This window comes from Streptomyces sp. NPDC005374, from assembly GCF_042872225.1.
GTDB lineage: Bacteria > Actinomycetota > Actinomycetes > Streptomycetales > Streptomycetaceae > Streptomyces.
The window spans coordinates 79,912-95,417 of record NZ_JBIAKA010000005.1; the positions used below are offsets into that span (position 1 = coordinate 79,912).

Below are 15,506 nucleotides of genomic sequence, written 5' to 3' on the forward strand. Positions count from 1 at the left end.
CCGCCACCGCCCGTTCCCGCAAGCCAGGTCAACGCGTTGCGTTCCCCATCCATGTCACCCCGTGCAAGACTGCGGCACCTCACGGCAGGGCCGCCGTGTTCCTCCTGTCATCGCTTGAGCGAGGAGCTGCGCGGCGGGACGCTGGGAGCATGGACACCAGGGGCGGTACATCCGGAGGCACCGTGGCAGGGGGCGTACCCGAGGACCTGGCCGTCGTCGTCGACGCCGGCGGGACGGTCACGGTGTGGAGCGCGGGGGCGCGGCAGCTGCTCGGGTACGAGGCCGCCGAGGTCGTAGGGCATCCGGTGGCCGAGCTGCTCGCCTCCGGGCTGTCCGAGTCCGCGAAGCGCCATGTGGCCGACGGACGGCGGTGGGCCAGCGAGGTGGCGCTGCGGCACCGCAACGGCGAGCGGGTCGTCGTCCGGCTGAAGGGGACACCCCTCGCGGACGGCGACGGCGCGCGGCCGTGGCTGGTGACCCCGGCCGCCCCGGAACACATGACCGGGCCCGCCGAACCGGCCGCCGAGGCCCTGTGGGACCTCACGCTCGCGCAGCTCCCCGTGCCGGTGGCGGTCTACGACCGTGAGGCCCGGCTGGTGGCCGCCAACGAGGTGATGGGCCGGGTGATGGGCCGGACCCTGGCCGAGATGCGCGGCCTGACCCTGTGGGAGATCGAGCCGAACCCGCCCTTCGACGAGTACGACCGCCTCCAGCGGCAGGTCCTGCGCACGGGCGAGCCGGTGTTCCACGAGAACCACGGGCAGGCCCCCGGTGAGGTGCGCGGGCACGCCTGGTCGATGTTCCTGTCCCCGCTGAAGGACGGGAGCGGCACGGTCCAGGGCATGTCGGCGGCCGTCTTCGACACCACGGAGCAGTACTGGGCCCGCCGTCGCCTCGCCGTCCTCAACGACGCCAGCCTCCGCATCGGCAGCACCCTCGACGTGACCCGGACCGCCGAGGAACTGGCCGACGTGGCCGTGACGGGCTTCGCGGACTTCGTCACCGTGGACCTGCTGGAGTCGGTGGCCCTCGGCGACGAACCGGAACCGGTGCTGCCGAGCCGGCCGGTCACCGTACGCCGTACGGCCCAGCGGTCGGTCCTCGACGGCTGCCCGGAGTCGGTGGTCCCCTCCGGCGGGACGACGCTCTACCCGGTGGACACGCCCCCGATGCGGGCCCTGATCGCCGGACGCGGCACCCTGCCGCAGCCCGGGGATCCCGGGCTGCGGACGTGGACCGAGTCGTCCCGGGCCCGCGCCGAGTCCGTCTCCAGGTACCGGATGCACTCGGTGATGATGGTGCCGCTGCGGGCCCGTGGCGTCACCCTGGGCCTGGTGCACTTCCTGCGGCACCGTACGCCGGAGCCGTTCAGCGAGGACGACCTGCTGCTCGCGGAGGAGATCGTCGCGAGGGCTGCGGTCAGCGTGGACAACGCCCGCCGCTACACCCACGAGCGCCGCACCGCGCTCACCCTCCAGCGCAGCCTCCTGCCCGACCGACCGCCGGACCTCGCGGCGATGGAGGTGGCGTACCGCTATCTCCCGGCGGGCGCGGGCGCGGACGTGGGCGGGGACTGGTTCGACGTGATCCCGCTGTCCGGCGCCCGGGTCGCCCTGGTGGTGGGCGACGTGGTGGGCCACGGCATCCACGCCTCGGCGACGATGGGCCGCCTGCGGACAGCCGTACGGACCCTGGCGGACGTGGATCTCGCCCCCGACGAGCTCCTCACCCAGCTCGACGACCTCGTCGTCCGGCTCGACCGTGAGGAGGGGCCGGAGGCGCGGGAACGGGCGGCCGGCGAGGATGAGGGGGCGCCCGAGGCGCACGGGCGGGTGCCGGAGGCCGTGACGCCCGGCGAGGTGGGTGCCACCTGCGTGTACGCCGTCTACGACCCGGTGTCCCGGCGTTGCACGATGGCCCGCGCCGGCCACCCGCCGCCCGCCGTCGTCACCCCGGACGGCGACGTCCGCTTCCTGGACCTGCCGTCCGGCCCGCCCCTGGGTCTCGGCGGCCTGCCGTTCGAGTCCGTCGAGGTGGAACTGGAGGAGGGCAGCCTGCTCGCCCTGTACACCGACGGCCTGGTCGAGGCGGCCGACCGCGACATCGAGGTCGGCCTTGAACTGCTGCGCGGGGCGCTGGCCGACAAGGCGGGCCCGCTGGAGGAGACCTGCGACGACGTACTGCGTACGGTCCTGCCGGTCCGCCCGGCCGACGACATCGTGCTGATGCTGGCCCGCACGTCCGCCCTGGACCAGGCGAGCGTCCGCACCTGGCAGCTGCCGCGCGACCCGGCCGCGGTGGCCCGGGCCCGCAAGTCGGCGAGCGAACAGGTGACCGCGTGGGGCCTGGGGGAGACCTCCTTCGCGACGGAACTGATCGTCAGCGAACTGGTCACGAACGCGATCCGCTACGGCACCGACCCGGTCGTCCTCCGGCTGATCCGTGACTCGACGCTGATCTGCGAGGTCTCCGACGGCAGCAGTACGGCTCCGCATCTGCGGCGGGCCAGGGTGTACGACGAGGGCGGGCGGGGGCTGCTGCTGGTCGCCCAGATGGCGGAGAGATGGGGGAGCCGGCAGACGGCCACGGGGAAGACGATCTGGGCGGAGCTGGGGCTGCCGAGCGAGTAGAGCTCTGCTGACGATGCTGACGGGCGCCGCGCTGATCCGTCGGATGAGCCCTGGGCGGCGCGGGACGACAACAGGCCGGCAACGGGACGACAACGGCACGTCAAACGGAAGGTCCAGTTCATCCACCTGTGCGACGATGCGGCCGTGAACGCACCCCCCACCCCCGCCTCCGCCTCCGCTCCCGACGGACCTCCGACTCCGCCGGCCCCCAAGTCGCCTGGTTTCGCAGCGGAGTTCAAGGACGCCGTGACGTTCCGGGCCTTCGCTCTCGTCCTCGGCGGCCTCCTGGTCCAACTGGCTTTCGTCGTGTCGTACGTGGGCGCCTTCCACTCCCCCACCCCGCACCGGATCCCGGTGGCGGTGGTGGCCCCGCAGCAGGCGTCCGCGAAGATCGTCGCGAAGCTGAACGCGCTGGACGGCGACCCGGTGAAGGCGATCGCGGCCTCCAGTACGGCAGTTGCCCGCGACTGGGTCCTGACCCGACGGACCGACGCGGCCTTCCTCTTCGACGCCGCCGGCACCAAGGACACCCTCCTGGTCGCCTCGGCGGGCGGCCCGTCGGTCTCCCAGACGGCCACCCAGATCGCCCAGAAGATCGAGGCCTCGCAGAAGCGCCAGATCACGGTGACGGACATCCGCTCCCCCAACTCCGGTGACGGCCGCGGCATGACGTCCTTCTACCTGGTCCTCGGCTGGGTGATCGGCGGTTACCTGACCGCGACGATCATGGGCATGGCGGCGGGCTCCAGGCCGGCGAGCCGCCACCGCACCCTGATCCGCCTGGCGGTCCTGGTCCTCTACTCCATCGTCTCGGGCATCGCGGGCGCGATCATCGTGGGCCCGGTCTTCGACGCGCTGGGCGGCCACTTCTGGGCACTGAGCGCGATCGGCGCCCTGGCCGTCATGGCCTCGGCGGCAACGGCACTCGCCCTGCAGACCCTGCTGGGCCTGCTCGGCACCGGCCTGGTCGTCCTCCTCTTCGTGGTCCTGGGCAACCCGAGTTCGGGCGGCGTCTACCCGGCCCCCCTGCTCCCCGCCTTCTGGAGCGCGATCGGCCAGGCCCTGCCCCCGGGCGCGGGCACGACCCTGGTCCGCAACACCGTCTACTTCTCTGGCCACGCGACGGCATCGGCACTGTGGGTGCTGGGGGCGTACGCGGTGGGCGGGGCGGTGTTGGCCTGGGGGGCCTCCTGGTGGCGGGAGCACCGGGTCGGCGACGGGGCTCCGGCGGCCGGCTGACCGGCGTCACGGCACCTCGCGCGGTCGTGCGGGGTGCCGTGGTGAGCCCGTCGGCTGCCCTTCAGGCACTCCACGTCGTGGGGTGCTCGCGCAGGTAGTCGGCCAGCAGGGGTGGCTGAAGGTCGAGGGCGACCACGGCAGACATCTCGCGCGCGACCCGCACCGGGAAGAAGTCGCCCGTCTCGGGGTTGTCCAGCTCGGGGCCGCCTCGACGGTTCGGATCCACGTCCAGTATCTCGGCGCGGAAGTAGTGCGCCACGACAGTGACCCTTTCGCCCGGCTCGGTCAGGGTCAGGAACTCGGTGGCAGCGCCGATCGTGGCACCGATCTCTTCCATGACCTCGCGCCGCAGTGCCGCCGCGAGGTCGGCGTCGTAGGGCTCGACACCTCCGCCGACCGTCGTGCAGTACGGCGAGCCGCCCGGCCATCTCCGGCGCAGGAACACCAGTTGACCGCCGTCCACCAGGACCGCGCGAACGTTGTGACGGACCTTCATGCGCGTGACGATAGTGCGCCCGGTCCGCCGTGGAGACCCTCCGGGGGATAATCCGCGCATGCGCATACGACGAGAGGTCCGCTGGGTCCTGTGGGGGCTGTGGCTCGCGTGCCTGGTGTTCTGCGTCTGGTTCTTCGCAGAGGTGATCACGCTGTTCTCGGAGGCCGAGTCCTGGTGACCAGCCGACTGCCGGCGGGGTGGACCCTGGAGGAGATCCGTGAGGTCTCCGGCGACCACAACGCCGTTCCGCTCGACATCGATCGCGTCGTGTCGAGCTGGCCGGCCCAGGACGAACGGCTCCACGCCGAGTACGTCCTGGGGTTCAGCGGCCTGTGCCTGGTGAAGGCCGTCAACGACGACGACTGGTACATGGGCAGCCTGAACGACGACGGCAGCTTCCTCTGCTGGAGCGTGTACGGCGACCTCTACGAGGCGCTCCGGGGCCTGTGACCCGACGGCACCCGCACGGGTACGTGCCCCCGGCCCTACGTCGCCGCCGCGAGCACCGGCCGCGGTGTCCTCGCCATGTGGGCCCTTCGCAGGAACGGTTTCTCGATGGCGTAGTAGGAGAGAAGTGCCATCAGCAGGGTGAGGACGACGGTGGCCGCCAGGCGGCCCTCCTTCATGCCGAGGGAGGCGAGCAGGCGTACGACCGGGTAGTGCCACAGGTAGATGCCGTAGCTCAGGTTGCGGCCCACCCAGGCGAGCGGGGTCAGGGCCAGCAGCCGGGAGAGGCGGTCGTCGGGGCGCAGTTCGAGTGCCGTGACCAGGGTCGCGGACAGGGCCGCCACCGCCAGGAAGCCGATGGTGTACCAGGCGGCCGTCCAGATGCCGAGGTCCTCCGTCACCGGGACCTGCCAGGCCACGAGCCCCAGCAGGGCGAGCGCCGGCCACGCGAGCCGGCCCGCCCAGGTGCGCAGGAGCTCGAGGCGGGGGTCGTCGGCCTTCAGTCGTGCCAGTGCCACGGCGACCAGGGCGCCGGCCAGCAGCTGGTCGGCGCGGGTGTCGGTGCCGTTGTAGATGCGGTGGGCCGCCTCGGGGTTCCACAGGACGCAGCGCCACAGCAGCGGCAGTACGCACAGGGCCGCCGTGCACAGGAGGACCGTACGGGCCCGGAACCGTCGCAGGAGGAAGAGCAGGGCGAGTGGCCACAGGAAGTAGAACTGCTCCTCCACGCCCAGTGACCAGGTGTGCGCGAGCGGGCTGGTGAGGTCGGAGTAGGGCCCCGACTCCATGGCCCGTACGACATTGGTGAGGAACGTCGCCGACAGGCCCGCGGCTTGCAGGGAGCCGTCGAAGCCCCACAGCGAGGTCGTCATGGACAGCACCGCGCAGACCGCGCACAGGGCCAGCAGCGCGGGGACGAGCCGCAGCCAGCGGCGCCGGTAGAAGGACAGGAGGGAGATGCCGCCGCGGCGGACGTACTCGGCGAGCAGCAGGCGGGTGATGACGAAGCCGCTGATGGTGAAGAAGACGTCCACGGCGACCGCGCCGCCCGGCAGGACCTCGGGCTCCACATGGTGGACGATGACCAGCGCGACGGCGAGCGTGCGCAGTCCGTCCAGACCGCCGACCCGCCCGCTGCGGGCCACCGCGGACGGAAAACCCCGGCTCGCACGTGGTGCGACCGGGGCTGCGGCTCTGCGGACGCCGACCGCCGGGTCCGCTCTTTCCCGCTCGGTGTCCGCGGTGTCCGCCAAGGCCGTCGAGTCCGGTGCCTTCGCCATGAAAGAGATCTCTTCTCACCTGCCCGCTGAATCGAGTAATCCCGGTGCGCCTGTCCGGAAATCACGCTCGCATGCGTTTCTGGGCATCCGCTGTGGCGGATCAGGGGAGATCCACAGCCCGCACACAGGGGGAGAGAGAGGGGGGTGGGCCTGTCGGTGCGCCCGGAGTGTTCACGGTGGCGCTGTCGACGGCCGGTTCAGGTCATGGCGAGGGCCGCACCCGGCCGGGTGCGGCCCTTCGTCCGTACAGGCGTCCGACGGTGGGCGTCAGGCCGCTTCGGACCGCGTCGCGGGCATGCCTGGGGCGGCGCTCCCCTGTTCGTCCTCGAACGGGTAGGTCCCGTTCTCGTCCTCCCCGAAGTCCGGGGCCTGGAAGGGGTTCGTCGTCGGAGGCGGCAGCGCTGCGGGGGAGCAGCGGATTTGCCCTTCCGGGGCGGAGAACATCGAGGTCAGATCGATGAGAGGTGTTCCTTTCTCCTACAGCTTGGTCATCTTCGAGTACGGACTCGGGATCCGCATCTGCGACGAGCCGAAATCCACGAGCACAGCGATTCCGTCCTCGACGCCGATTACCCGGCCGAGACCGTACATGTCGTGCGTGACCTGGTCGCCCACCTCGAAGTGCTTGGGGGCGGGTGCGACCGGTGCCTTGAAGGGACTGGTGGCCAAATGACGCTTCTGTGCAGCAGGCTTTGTCATCGTTCTCAGTATGCTCCTACGACCGCCCCGCCCGCGCCGCCTGTCCAGGACCGGGTACGGACACCATTTGGTCACGGCGGCGTGACATCGGTCCGTTCCGGGCCGGGCGGACCTCCCCCCACCGATCAAGAAGTCGGTAAGAACCAGCCCGCACAGGCCCCTCACCTACAACTTTCCGCCGGGGTGCCTCGTCCAACCCCCGCCCGGTACCGGATCACCGTGCCGGGCTCCTTCTGTCCCATGTGGGGGATGCAATGAGTTCTGTCTCCGTCCGGCGTGTGGTGCGCCGCGGGGCATGTGCCGCAGCCGTGGGGGCGCTGGTCGTCGCCGGGCTCGGTGGCGGGGTCGCGTTCGCCGACGACACGGCTCCCAGCGATCAACTCGAGATCCAGGCACCGTATGAGCAGGCAGTCGTCATGGCGCCCGACGGCGGCGGTGCGGCGCAGTACCGGTCGATGGCGCTCGGGCTCCAGCACTACAACAGCGACTACGCCGTGACCGACGGGCGGCTGACCGTCGACATCTCCGGGCTCGCGGGCGTCGCCGAGGTCGCCTGGCCCGACACCTGCACGCCGGACGCCGCCGGTACCGTCGCCGTGTGCGACACCGGTGACGTGCCGGTCCGCTACAGCCCGCAGGTGCAGCTGAGGCTGCGGGCCGCGGCCGGCGCCGTCGCGGGTGCGCAGGGCGCGATCGAGTACTCCGCCACGGCCACCGGCGGCCCCGACGGCACGCTCACCGCCCCGGAATACTCCGCTGAGACCTTCGTCACTGTCGGCTCGGGTCCGGACCTCGGTATCGCCGCCACCCCGGACGTCAGCGGCGTCGCGCCCGGCACCGATCTCACCGTGCCGTTCTCCGTCACCAACACCGGCAACGAGACGGCCCACGGCTTCACCGTGAAGCTGTGGGCGACGTACGGCCTCGACGTCGCCACCCGTTACCCGCAGTGCACCTACACCGGCCCGGACGTCACCGACGCCCAGTACCCGGCCATGACGTACGTGACCTGCTCCTTCGACACCGACGTCGCGCCCGGCGCCACCGTGGAGCTGCCCGAGCCGCTGCGGCTCGGCGTCACCGGCCACGCGCTGTACGAGCGGTTCGACTACGAGGTGGAGCCCGGCGGCGACGTCGCCGACCTCGACACCTCGGACAACGGCCGGGCCTGGCACATCGACGCCGCCAACACCGCCGACTTCGCGGTGCACGGCACCAAGGTGAGCGGTGCGGTGGGCGACACCGTCACCGCCGGTTTCCGCTTCGTCAACCGCGGGCCGGCCTGGGTCGCCGATGTCACCTCCGGTGACCCGGTGCCCGCGATCGACTACTACCTGCCGCCGGGCACCACCGCCACCTCGGTGCCCAGCACCTGCCGCACCGGCTCGTCGTCCGCGGACGCCCCGGCGATCCCGCACTACGTCTGCACCCTGCCGACCTGGAACAGGCCCGACCTGAAGGTCCGCTTCCCGTTCCAGCTCCGCGTCGACGAGGTCGTCCCCGACGCCACGGGCCGGGTCGTCGTGCGTCCCTACGACGGCAGCGCGTCCTTCGCCTTCGACCCGAAGGTCAGGAACAACTCGGCCCAGGTGGTCGTCAACCCGTCATGACCCCGGTGAGGGGGCGGGTCCGCGCGGCCGGCCCCCTCACTCCCGCTCGCCGCCCATCTCCGCCATGAACCCCGTCGGGGTGCTGTCGAAGCCCCGGATCAGTTCCCTGAGGTGCCACGCGCCGGACGCGTCCCGGACGAACTCCGCGATCGTCGCGGCCGTGGCCTCGGGGACGCCCGCGAAGTCGTCGGCCATCAGTCGGCGGTAGCCCTCGACGACGAGCACCGCGGCGTGCGTGAGGTCGCCGAAGGTGCGGGGGCCGCCGTTCTGATGGATGGCGACGCCGACCACCACCCGTCCGTACGCCGAGGACAGGCGCTCGAACTCCAGCTCCATCACCTCGACGAACCCGAGGCCGAGGCCGGTCTCGCTGTGCCGGGTCATGGTGATGGTGCCGTCCGGCGAGCGGCTCTCGGTGTGCACGACGTACTGGGGCCGCCCGTACGGGTCGCCCGCCGCGTAGGTCGCGGCGACGATGTCGAGATGCCGGGCCGGTTCCCCGTAGGGACTCGGATCCCACTTCAGCCGCACCTGGACCTTGCCAAGACCCGCACCATCGGCATGCATCAAGCCGCTCCCCGTCACAGCGCCCCGGGATCCTCCCGCTTGCTGAAGTATGTGCTCTGAGCAGCCTGTTGATACCTCACCGGTGGTTATCTCCTGGTCAGATCCCGGCCAGGCGGGCGTCAGCCGGCCGCCGCGCCCGAGCGGTGCCAGAGGTCGGCCGCCTCCTCGGCGGCGCCCGGTGCCACGAGCAGCAACGGCTGGTTGTGGTCCGGGAGTTCGGGCAGCGCCACCGCCCCCGCCTCCCGCGCGATCAGCAGGGCCGGGAGTCCGTCGACCGCGTGGAACCCGCCGATCGCGGCCGCGGTCGCCCGGCCCGCCGCGACCTGGGCCAGGGAGAGCGCGGTGGAGCCCATCACGCGGACCGTGCAGTGCCGGTCGGCCAGTTCGGCGAGGAGGGCGTCCATGCCGGGCCAGTGGGCGTGGGCCGCCCACTCGGTGAGGAAGACATGGCCGGTGAGGGTGGTGTGGCCGGCCGCGTGGGTGCGGGTGCCGTTCAGATACGCGCCCCCGCCCTGCACCGCGGTGAATGTCTCGCCGCGCCACGGGTCCGCCACCACACCGAGCAGCGGGGTGCCGTCGGGGGCGGCCAGGCCCAGCGAGAAGGAGCACCAGCCGAGGCCGTGGGCGTAGTTGGTGGTGCCGTCGACCGGGTCGATCACCCAGTGCGGGGCGTCGGCGGAGCCCTCCGTGGTGCCGTACTCCTCGCCGACGATCCCGTGGCCGGGGAAGGCCCGCCCGAGCACCTCGCGGACGTGTGTCTCCACCTCTTCGTCGGTGGCGGTCACGATGTCCGCGGGTCCGTCCTTCTCCCGCACCTCGGCAGCCGGGTCGCGCGGGCGCCGGATCGCCTCCGACGCCCATGCCGCGAGCTCCGTCGCGACCTCCAGCGCCCGGTCGAGATCCACGTCAGCCACAGCTCTTCACCCGTCCCTCCACGTCCTCGCCGGTGATCGCGTGCACCGGGATGTCCACTCCCTCAGGAAAGCAGCCCGACGGGCACGGGACCCGGCACGCGGTGACCTCCCGGTGAACCCGGGGTGACACCTGCGCGTCCCTCACCCCGGCCCCTCCGCGCCCGGCTCCCCGCTCACCGACGGCTGCAAGGGCAGCGCCGTACTCACCTCGAAGCCGCCCTCCGGACGCGGGCCCGCCCGGAGTTCGCCGCCGATGGAGCGGGCGCGTTCGCGCATGCCCATGACGCCGAACCCCTTCGCGGGCGCGGTGGGCCCCGGGGTGGCCGCGGTGGGCGGGCCCTCGTCGGTGACCGTGATGAGGAGGCGGGCGCCGGAGTAGACGAAGCGGGCGTGCGCGGTCTGGCCGGCCGCGTGCTTGGTGACGTTGGTGAGGGCCTCCTGCACGATCCGGAAGGCCGTCAGGTCCACGCCCGGGGAGAGGGGCTGCGGCTCTCCCTCGGTGGTGACGGTGACCGTGATCCCCGCGGAGGCGCACGCCGAGACCAGTTCGGGCAGCCGGGCGAGACCGGGGGCCGGTTCCAGCGGGCTGGAGCCGTCGTCGTCGGTCTGCCGCAGCAGGCCCAGCGTGGCCTTCAGCTCGCGCAGGGCGGAGGAGGTGGTGCCGGTGAGGTCGTGAAGGATCTGTTTCGTCTGCTGCGGGTTGGCGAGCGCCAGGTGTTCGGCGGTACCGGCCTGGGCGTTGGCGAGGGCCAGGTGGTGGGCCACGACGTCGTGCAACTCCCGGGCGATCCGCATGCGTTCCTCGGTGACCCGCAGTCGTGCCTCCTCCTCGCGGGTGCGCTCGGCGTGCTCGGCGCGGGCCTGGGTGGCCTCCAGATAGGCGCGCCGCAGCCGGGTCATGGTGCCGGCGGCCAGCGGCAGCAGCAGCCAGAAGACCGGACCGATCGTCCTGAGGATCAGCGCCACATGGTTCATGGAGTCGGAGAAGGCCGCCGCGAGCGTCAGCACCACCATGGTCGGAAAGCCATAGGCGCGGATGGTCTCCCGTTCGGTGAGGGTGGCCAGCCAGTACAGCGACGCCATGACGGGGCCCAGCAGCAGGGGGGTGAGGAGATACCCCTGCGCGATCACGATCGTGGCGCAGACCGCGTTCACCACGACCGTGCTGCGGGGGTGGGTGCGGTGCTTGAGCAGGGCGAGGCAGGACACGCCCATGAGGACCACGGCGATCCTGTCGTCGTCCGGCGGCGCGGCGCCCGGGAGCGTGAGTGAGGCGCCGAGGGTCGCGGAACCCATCAGCGCCAGGACCAGTGCCAGGTCGACGAGGAAGGGATGGCGGTCCGAGAACTCCTCCAGGCGGTCCGTGTAGCGCCGCTGCGGGCTGGTGGTCATCGTGGTCTCCGGTGGGTGGACTCGGTACCCATGGTGATCGAAGGGGCCGCCCGTGTCGTACGACGACACGGGCGGCCCCTGTGGGGGGGGTGGGCCGGGGGTCAGACGCGCACGGCCTCCTGGTCGGCGGGCGCGGGTCCGGGGGTGGCGGTAGCCCGGGTCAGCGCCTCGCCCTCCACGTCCACGCGGGGCAGGATCCGGTCCAGCCACTTAGGCAGCCACCAGGCCCTGGCACCGAGCAGGGCGAGCACCGCCGGCACGATGGCCATCCGGACGACGAACGCGTCGAGCAGGACGGCGGTCGCGAGCCCGAACCCGATCATCTTGATCATGGACTCGCTCTCGCCGATGAACCCGGCGAACACCGCGATCATGATCAGCGCGGCGGCCACCACCACCCGGGCGCTGTGCCGGAATCCGGACGTCACCGCCTCGGCGGGCGTCTCACCGTGGACGTAGGCCTCGCGCATCCGGGAGACGAGGAACACCTCGTAGTCCATGGCGAGGCCGAAGACGATGCCCACCAGGAAGATCGGCATCAGGCTCATGATCGGCCCGGTGGTCTCCACGCCGAGCAGTCCGGCGCCGTGCCCCTCCTGGAAGACCACGACGACCGCGCCGAGGGAGGCGAGGACGGACAGCAGGAAGCCGAGGGCCGCCTTCAGCGGGACCAGCAGGGACCGGAAGACCACCAGGAGCAGCACGATCGCGAGACCCACCACGACGATCAGGTACGGCACCAGCGCGGACTGGACCTTGTCGGAGATGTCGATGTTGAGCGCGGTGGTGCCGGTGACCTCGTAGGTCGCGCCGGTCTCGGACTCGATGCCGGGGCGCTCACCGCGGATCGTCGTGACCAGGTCCTTGGTCTTCTCGGCGGTCGGCGCGGTGGACGGCACGACCGAGAAGACGGCGGTGTCCCCGGCCTCGTTGAAGCGGGCCGGGGTGACGGACACGATCCCCTTCGTCGCGCCGATGTCCTTCGATATCGCCGCCGCGGCCGCCTTGGCGTCGTCGTCGCCCTTGGCGTCCACGACGACGGTGAGCGGGCCGTTGAAGCCCGGTCCGAAGCCGTCGGCGAGCGCGTCGTAGGCCCGGCGCTCGGTGGTGGAGGTCGGCTTGGCCTCGTCGCCGGGCATGCCCAGCTGGAGGGAGGTCATCGGCAGGGCGAGGGCGCCGAGGGCGACCACGCCGAGGATCAGCACGGGCAGCGGGCGGCGCAGTACGAACCGGGCCCAGCGGGTGCCGCCATTGTCCTTGGCCTCCTCCCCGGCACCGGCCCGCTTGCGGTCCTTGCGGCGCAGTACCGCGTTGGGCCAGAAGCCGAGGAACGCCGGGACCAGGGTGAGCGCGATCAGTACGCCGACGACGACCGCGCCCGCCGCGGCCAGGCCCATCTTGGTGAGCATCGGGATGCCGACCACCGCGAGCCCGGCCAGGGCGATGACGACGGTGAGTCCGGCGAAGACGACGGCGGAGCCCGCCGTACCGACCGCGAGGGCGGTCGCCTCCTGGGCTGCCGTGCCCTTGGCGCGTTCCTCCCGGTAGCGGGAGACGACGAACAGGGCGTAGTCGATGCCGACGGCCAGGCCCAGCATCATCGCCAGAGTGCCGGTCGTGGTGGACAGGCCGAGGGCGTCGGAGAGGGCGAGGATCGTGGCCATGCTGACGCCGACGCCGATGAGCGCGGTCAGCAACGGCAGTCCGGCGGCGGCCAGTGAGCCGAAGGTGACGAGGAGGACGACCGCGGCGATCGCGACACCGATCACCTCGGCCGCACCGCCCGCGCCGCCGCCGTCGTCCATCGCGGTCCCGCCGGCGTCGACGGTCAGCCCGCTCCCCCGGGCCTCCTCGATCGCCCTCTCCAGCTGCGCCCTGCTCGCGTCGGTGAGGTCGTTCGCGGCGACCTTGTAGGTGACCGTGGCGTACGCCGTCCTGCCGTCCTTGCTCACGGCCTTCGCCTGGAACGGGTCGACGGCACCCGCGACCTGCGAGCCGTCGGCCAGGTCGGCGACGGCGCTCTCGACGGCCTTCTTGTTCTGGGCCGCGGTGACCTTCTCACCGGTCGGCGCGACGAAGACGACCCGGGCGGTGGCTCCGTCGGCGGTGGCTCCCGGGAAGCGCTGTTCCATCAGGTCGAACGCCTTCTGGGACTCGATGCCCGGCATCGAGAACCCCTCGTCGGCGGCGCCGGGCGCTTTCAGGGCTCCCAGCCCGACGGCGGCCAGGACGGCCGCCCACACCAGGGCGACGTACCAGCGGCGCCGGAAGGCCAGGCGGCCCATGCGATAGAGGAAAGTAGCCACGGCAGGGGATCTCCACATCTGGTGCCGAACGGTCCACCCAGGCTGCCGGGATGACGGCCCCGATGTCGTCGTGCGCCTGCCGACAATCCCCGGTACTCGCCACGCAGTACGTGGCCGTTCACCGGTAGGCCTGCGGGACTACCGACGGGTATGGGGGAGATCCCGTGGGAGTACGGCCCCGGGCCGCTCGCCGAGCGTGTTCCCGTTCCCCTGGAACTGGAGAATCCCCGAACTCATCTTCACCTGTGAGTTCGTTGTGAACCATCCGACCAAGGGGGAACAACCTGTGACATCCGGACGCCTCAGACTCACCGCGGCCGCGGTGACCGCCCTCACCGTGGCCCTGACCGCGCCGCAGGTGTGGGCCGCTCAACAGCCCGTGTCGGCACCCAAGTCGCCGCCCGTGCCCACCCTGTCCTGGTCCGACTGCCAGGACGGCTTCGAGTGTGCGAACGCCCAAGTGCCCCTGGACTACCGGGAACCGCAGGGCAGGACCATCACCCTGGCCGTCATCCGCAAGCACGCGGCCGACCCCTCCAAGCGCAAGGGCACGCTGTTCCTGCAGCCCGGCGGCCCCGGCAACTCCGGCGTCGACTTCGTGCGCAACAACTACGCCGACCTGCCGACCGCCCTGCGCGACGACTTCGACGTCTTCGGATACGACGTGCGCGGGGTGGGCCGCAGCTCCCAGGTCGTGTGCTGGGACGACCCGACCTACACCAAGGCCGTCACCGCCGCCAAGGGCGTCCCCGGCCCGGACGCCTACGAGCCGGCCGTGAAGCAGGCCGCCGACTTCGACCAGGCCTGCCAGACCAACGCGGGCGACCTGCTGCCGTACGTCGGCACCCAGTACGTGGCCCGGGACATCGACCTGCTGCGGCAGGCCCTCGGCGAGCAGCAACTGACCTACTACGGCCGGTCGTTCGGCTCCTACATCGGTACGGTCTACGCCGCGATGTTCCCGAAGCGGGTCCGCGCACTCGCGCTCGACGGGGCGTACGACCCGGAGCACTACACCAGCCGCCCCTACGCCTACGACCGGCCGCAGTACCTCGCGCTGGACGGTGCGATGGGCCGCTTCCTCGACTGGTGCAAGGCCGACCAGGCGACCTGCGGCTTCGGTGACGGCGACCCGCGCGGGGCGTTCGAGAAGCTGAAGGCCGACCTGGACGCCAACCCGGTGCCGACCGCGAACGGCGGCCAGGCGAACGGCTACACCCTGGTGTACCGGCTGATGTTCAACATCAACGAGGGCAAGGTCATCTGGCCGTCCTTCGGCGAGGCCCTGCGCAAGGCGCAGCTGCGCGACAACACGTCGTTCCTGCTGCGGCCGCCGTCCCCGGCCAGCTTCGACTTCCTCAACCCGAACGTCGTCGTCGAGTGCGTCGACAAGAAGTACCCGACCGACCCGGCGCTGCTGAAGCGCCAGGTCACGACCAACGCCAAGCTGGCCCCGCTGCTGGGCCCGGCCATGGCGTACGGCCCGCCGACCTACGACCACCAGCACGCCACCGCGTGCGTCCAGTGGAAGGGCGAGCACACCAGCCGCTACTCCGGCTCGTTCCGCGCGAAGGGCTCCGCGCCGATCCTCGTCATCGGCAACACCGGTGACCCGGACACCCCGTACCAGGACGCGGTGGCCCTCTCCCGTGAGCTCGACAACGGTCGTCTGCTCACCTTCAAGGCCGAGGGGCACACCGCCTTCGGCCGCAGCGCCTGCGCGTCGGTCGCGATCACGGACTACCTGGTGGACCTGAAGGTCCCGGCCCGCGGCGCGAGTTGCGCGGACGAGACCCAGCCGCCGTCCTCCGAGCCGACGGTGGCTCCGCCGGGGACGACGCTGAGCGAGCTGCGCAACGGCGTCAACGAGCGGGTCGACCGCATCGGTTCGCTGCACTAGGCGGTCCGGCTTCGGGGAAGGCCCAG

At 71.8% G+C, this 15,506-nt stretch carries 12 protein-coding genes; 5 read left to right on the plus strand and 7 right to left on the minus strand.

The annotated features are described in order from the left end of the window. Nucleotides 1-149 precede the first annotated feature (149 nt). Both ACFYRX_RS14100 and ACFYRX_RS14105 read left to right on the plus strand, forming a co-directional pair. The gene (locus tag ACFYRX_RS14100) at nucleotides 150-2,630 is read left to right on the plus strand and encodes a SpoIIE family protein phosphatase (protein ID WP_389099241.1); all 2,481 of its coding nucleotides are present in this window, start codon (nucleotides 150-152) and stop codon (nucleotides 2,628-2,630) included. Nucleotides 2,631-2,774: 144 nt separating this feature from the next. Continuing rightward, nucleotides 2,775-3,869 carry a DUF3533 domain-containing protein gene (locus ACFYRX_RS14105; protein ID WP_389099243.1) on the plus strand — a complete coding sequence of 365 codons (1,095 nt, stop codon included), beginning with the start codon at nucleotides 2,775-2,777 and terminating at the stop codon, nucleotides 3,867-3,869. A gap of 61 nt (nucleotides 3,870-3,930) precedes the next feature. Here ACFYRX_RS14105 and ACFYRX_RS14110 read toward each other — a convergent pair whose 3' ends face one another. Beyond that, a complete protein-coding gene (locus tag ACFYRX_RS14110; RefSeq protein WP_389099245.1) occupies nucleotides 3,931-4,365 on the minus strand; it encodes an NUDIX domain-containing protein in 435 nt (144 codons plus the stop codon). 174 nt (nucleotides 4,366-4,539) lie between these two features. Between ACFYRX_RS14110 and ACFYRX_RS14115 the strand changes: the two genes are divergently transcribed. Then, nucleotides 4,540-4,815: a hypothetical protein gene (locus ACFYRX_RS14115; RefSeq protein WP_389099247.1), complete on the plus strand. Its 276-nt coding sequence runs from the start codon at nucleotides 4,540-4,542 to the stop codon at nucleotides 4,813-4,815. A gap of 35 nt (nucleotides 4,816-4,850) precedes the next feature. Here the strand turns inward: ACFYRX_RS14115 and ACFYRX_RS14120 are convergent, their stop codons facing one another. Together ACFYRX_RS14120 and ACFYRX_RS14125 are read right to left on the minus strand one after the other, a co-directional pair. After that, a complete protein-coding gene (locus ACFYRX_RS14120; protein WP_389099249.1) occupies nucleotides 4,851-6,092 on the minus strand; it encodes an acyltransferase family protein in 1,242 nt (413 codons plus the stop codon). A gap of 477 nt (nucleotides 6,093-6,569) precedes the next feature. Further along, complete coding sequence (locus ACFYRX_RS14125; protein ID WP_389099251.1) at nucleotides 6,570-6,791, minus strand: hypothetical protein; 222 nt, start codon at nucleotides 6,789-6,791, stop codon at nucleotides 6,570-6,572. A 254-nt stretch (nucleotides 6,792-7,045) separates the two neighbouring features. Here ACFYRX_RS14125 and ACFYRX_RS14130 point away from each other — a divergent pair, with 254 nt between their 5' ends. Then, entirely contained in the window at nucleotides 7,046-8,401 is a 1,356-nt protein-coding gene (locus tag ACFYRX_RS14130; protein WP_389099253.1) for a hypothetical protein, read from the plus strand. Nucleotides 8,402-8,437: 36 nt separating this feature from the next. Here ACFYRX_RS14130 and ACFYRX_RS14135 read toward each other — a convergent pair whose 3' ends face one another. The 4 genes from ACFYRX_RS14135 to ACFYRX_RS14150 form a co-directional block, all read right to left on the minus strand. After that, nucleotides 8,438-8,968 (minus strand): TerD family protein, encoded by a 531-nt coding sequence (locus ACFYRX_RS14135; RefSeq protein ID WP_389099255.1) that lies wholly within the window; start codon nucleotides 8,966-8,968, stop codon nucleotides 8,438-8,440. A gap of 119 nt (nucleotides 8,969-9,087) precedes the next feature. Then, complete coding sequence (locus tag ACFYRX_RS14140) at nucleotides 9,088-9,882, minus strand: inositol monophosphatase family protein (protein ID WP_389099256.1); 795 nt, start codon at nucleotides 9,880-9,882, stop codon at nucleotides 9,088-9,090. Nucleotides 9,883-10,023: 141 nt separating this feature from the next. Further along, nucleotides 10,024-11,274: a sensor histidine kinase gene (locus ACFYRX_RS14145; RefSeq protein ID WP_389099258.1), complete on the minus strand. Its 1,251-nt coding sequence runs from the start codon at nucleotides 11,272-11,274 to the stop codon at nucleotides 10,024-10,026. 101 nt (nucleotides 11,275-11,375) lie between these two features. Further along, the gene (locus ACFYRX_RS14150; protein ID WP_389099260.1) at nucleotides 11,376-13,580 is read right to left on the minus strand and encodes an MMPL family transporter; all 2,205 of its coding nucleotides are present in this window, start codon (nucleotides 13,578-13,580) and stop codon (nucleotides 11,376-11,378) included. A gap of 286 nt (nucleotides 13,581-13,866) precedes the next feature. Between ACFYRX_RS14150 and ACFYRX_RS14155 the strand changes: the two genes are divergently transcribed. Further along, complete coding sequence (locus ACFYRX_RS14155; RefSeq protein ID WP_389099262.1) at nucleotides 13,867-15,480, plus strand: alpha/beta hydrolase; 1,614 nt, start codon at nucleotides 13,867-13,869, stop codon at nucleotides 15,478-15,480. Nucleotides 15,481-15,506 lie beyond the last annotated feature (26 nt).

Excerpts from the sequence above, each read along its gene's own strand:
- ACFYRX_RS14100 (WP_389099241.1), top strand. The coding sequence starts at position 150 with ATGGACACCAGGGGCGGTACATCCGGAGGCACCGTGGCAGGGGGCGTA.
- ACFYRX_RS14110 (WP_389099245.1), bottom strand. The coding sequence starts at position 4,365 with ATGAAGGTCCGTCACAACGTTCGCGCGGTCCTGGTGGACGGCGGTCAA.
- ACFYRX_RS14120 (WP_389099249.1), bottom strand. The coding sequence starts at position 6,092 with ATGGCGAAGGCACCGGACTCGACGGCCTTGGCGGACACCGCGGACACC.
- ACFYRX_RS14125 (WP_389099251.1), bottom strand. The coding sequence starts at position 6,791 with ATGACAAAGCCTGCTGCACAGAAGCGTCATTTGGCCACCAGTCCCTTC.
- ACFYRX_RS14130 (WP_389099253.1), top strand. The coding sequence starts at position 7,046 with ATGAGTTCTGTCTCCGTCCGGCGTGTGGTGCGCCGCGGGGCATGTGCC.
- ACFYRX_RS14135 (WP_389099255.1), bottom strand. The coding sequence starts at position 8,968 with ATGCATGCCGATGGTGCGGGTCTTGGCAAGGTCCAGGTGCGGCTGAAG.
- ACFYRX_RS14145 (WP_389099258.1), bottom strand. The coding sequence starts at position 11,274 with ATGACCACCAGCCCGCAGCGGCGCTACACGGACCGCCTGGAGGAGTTC.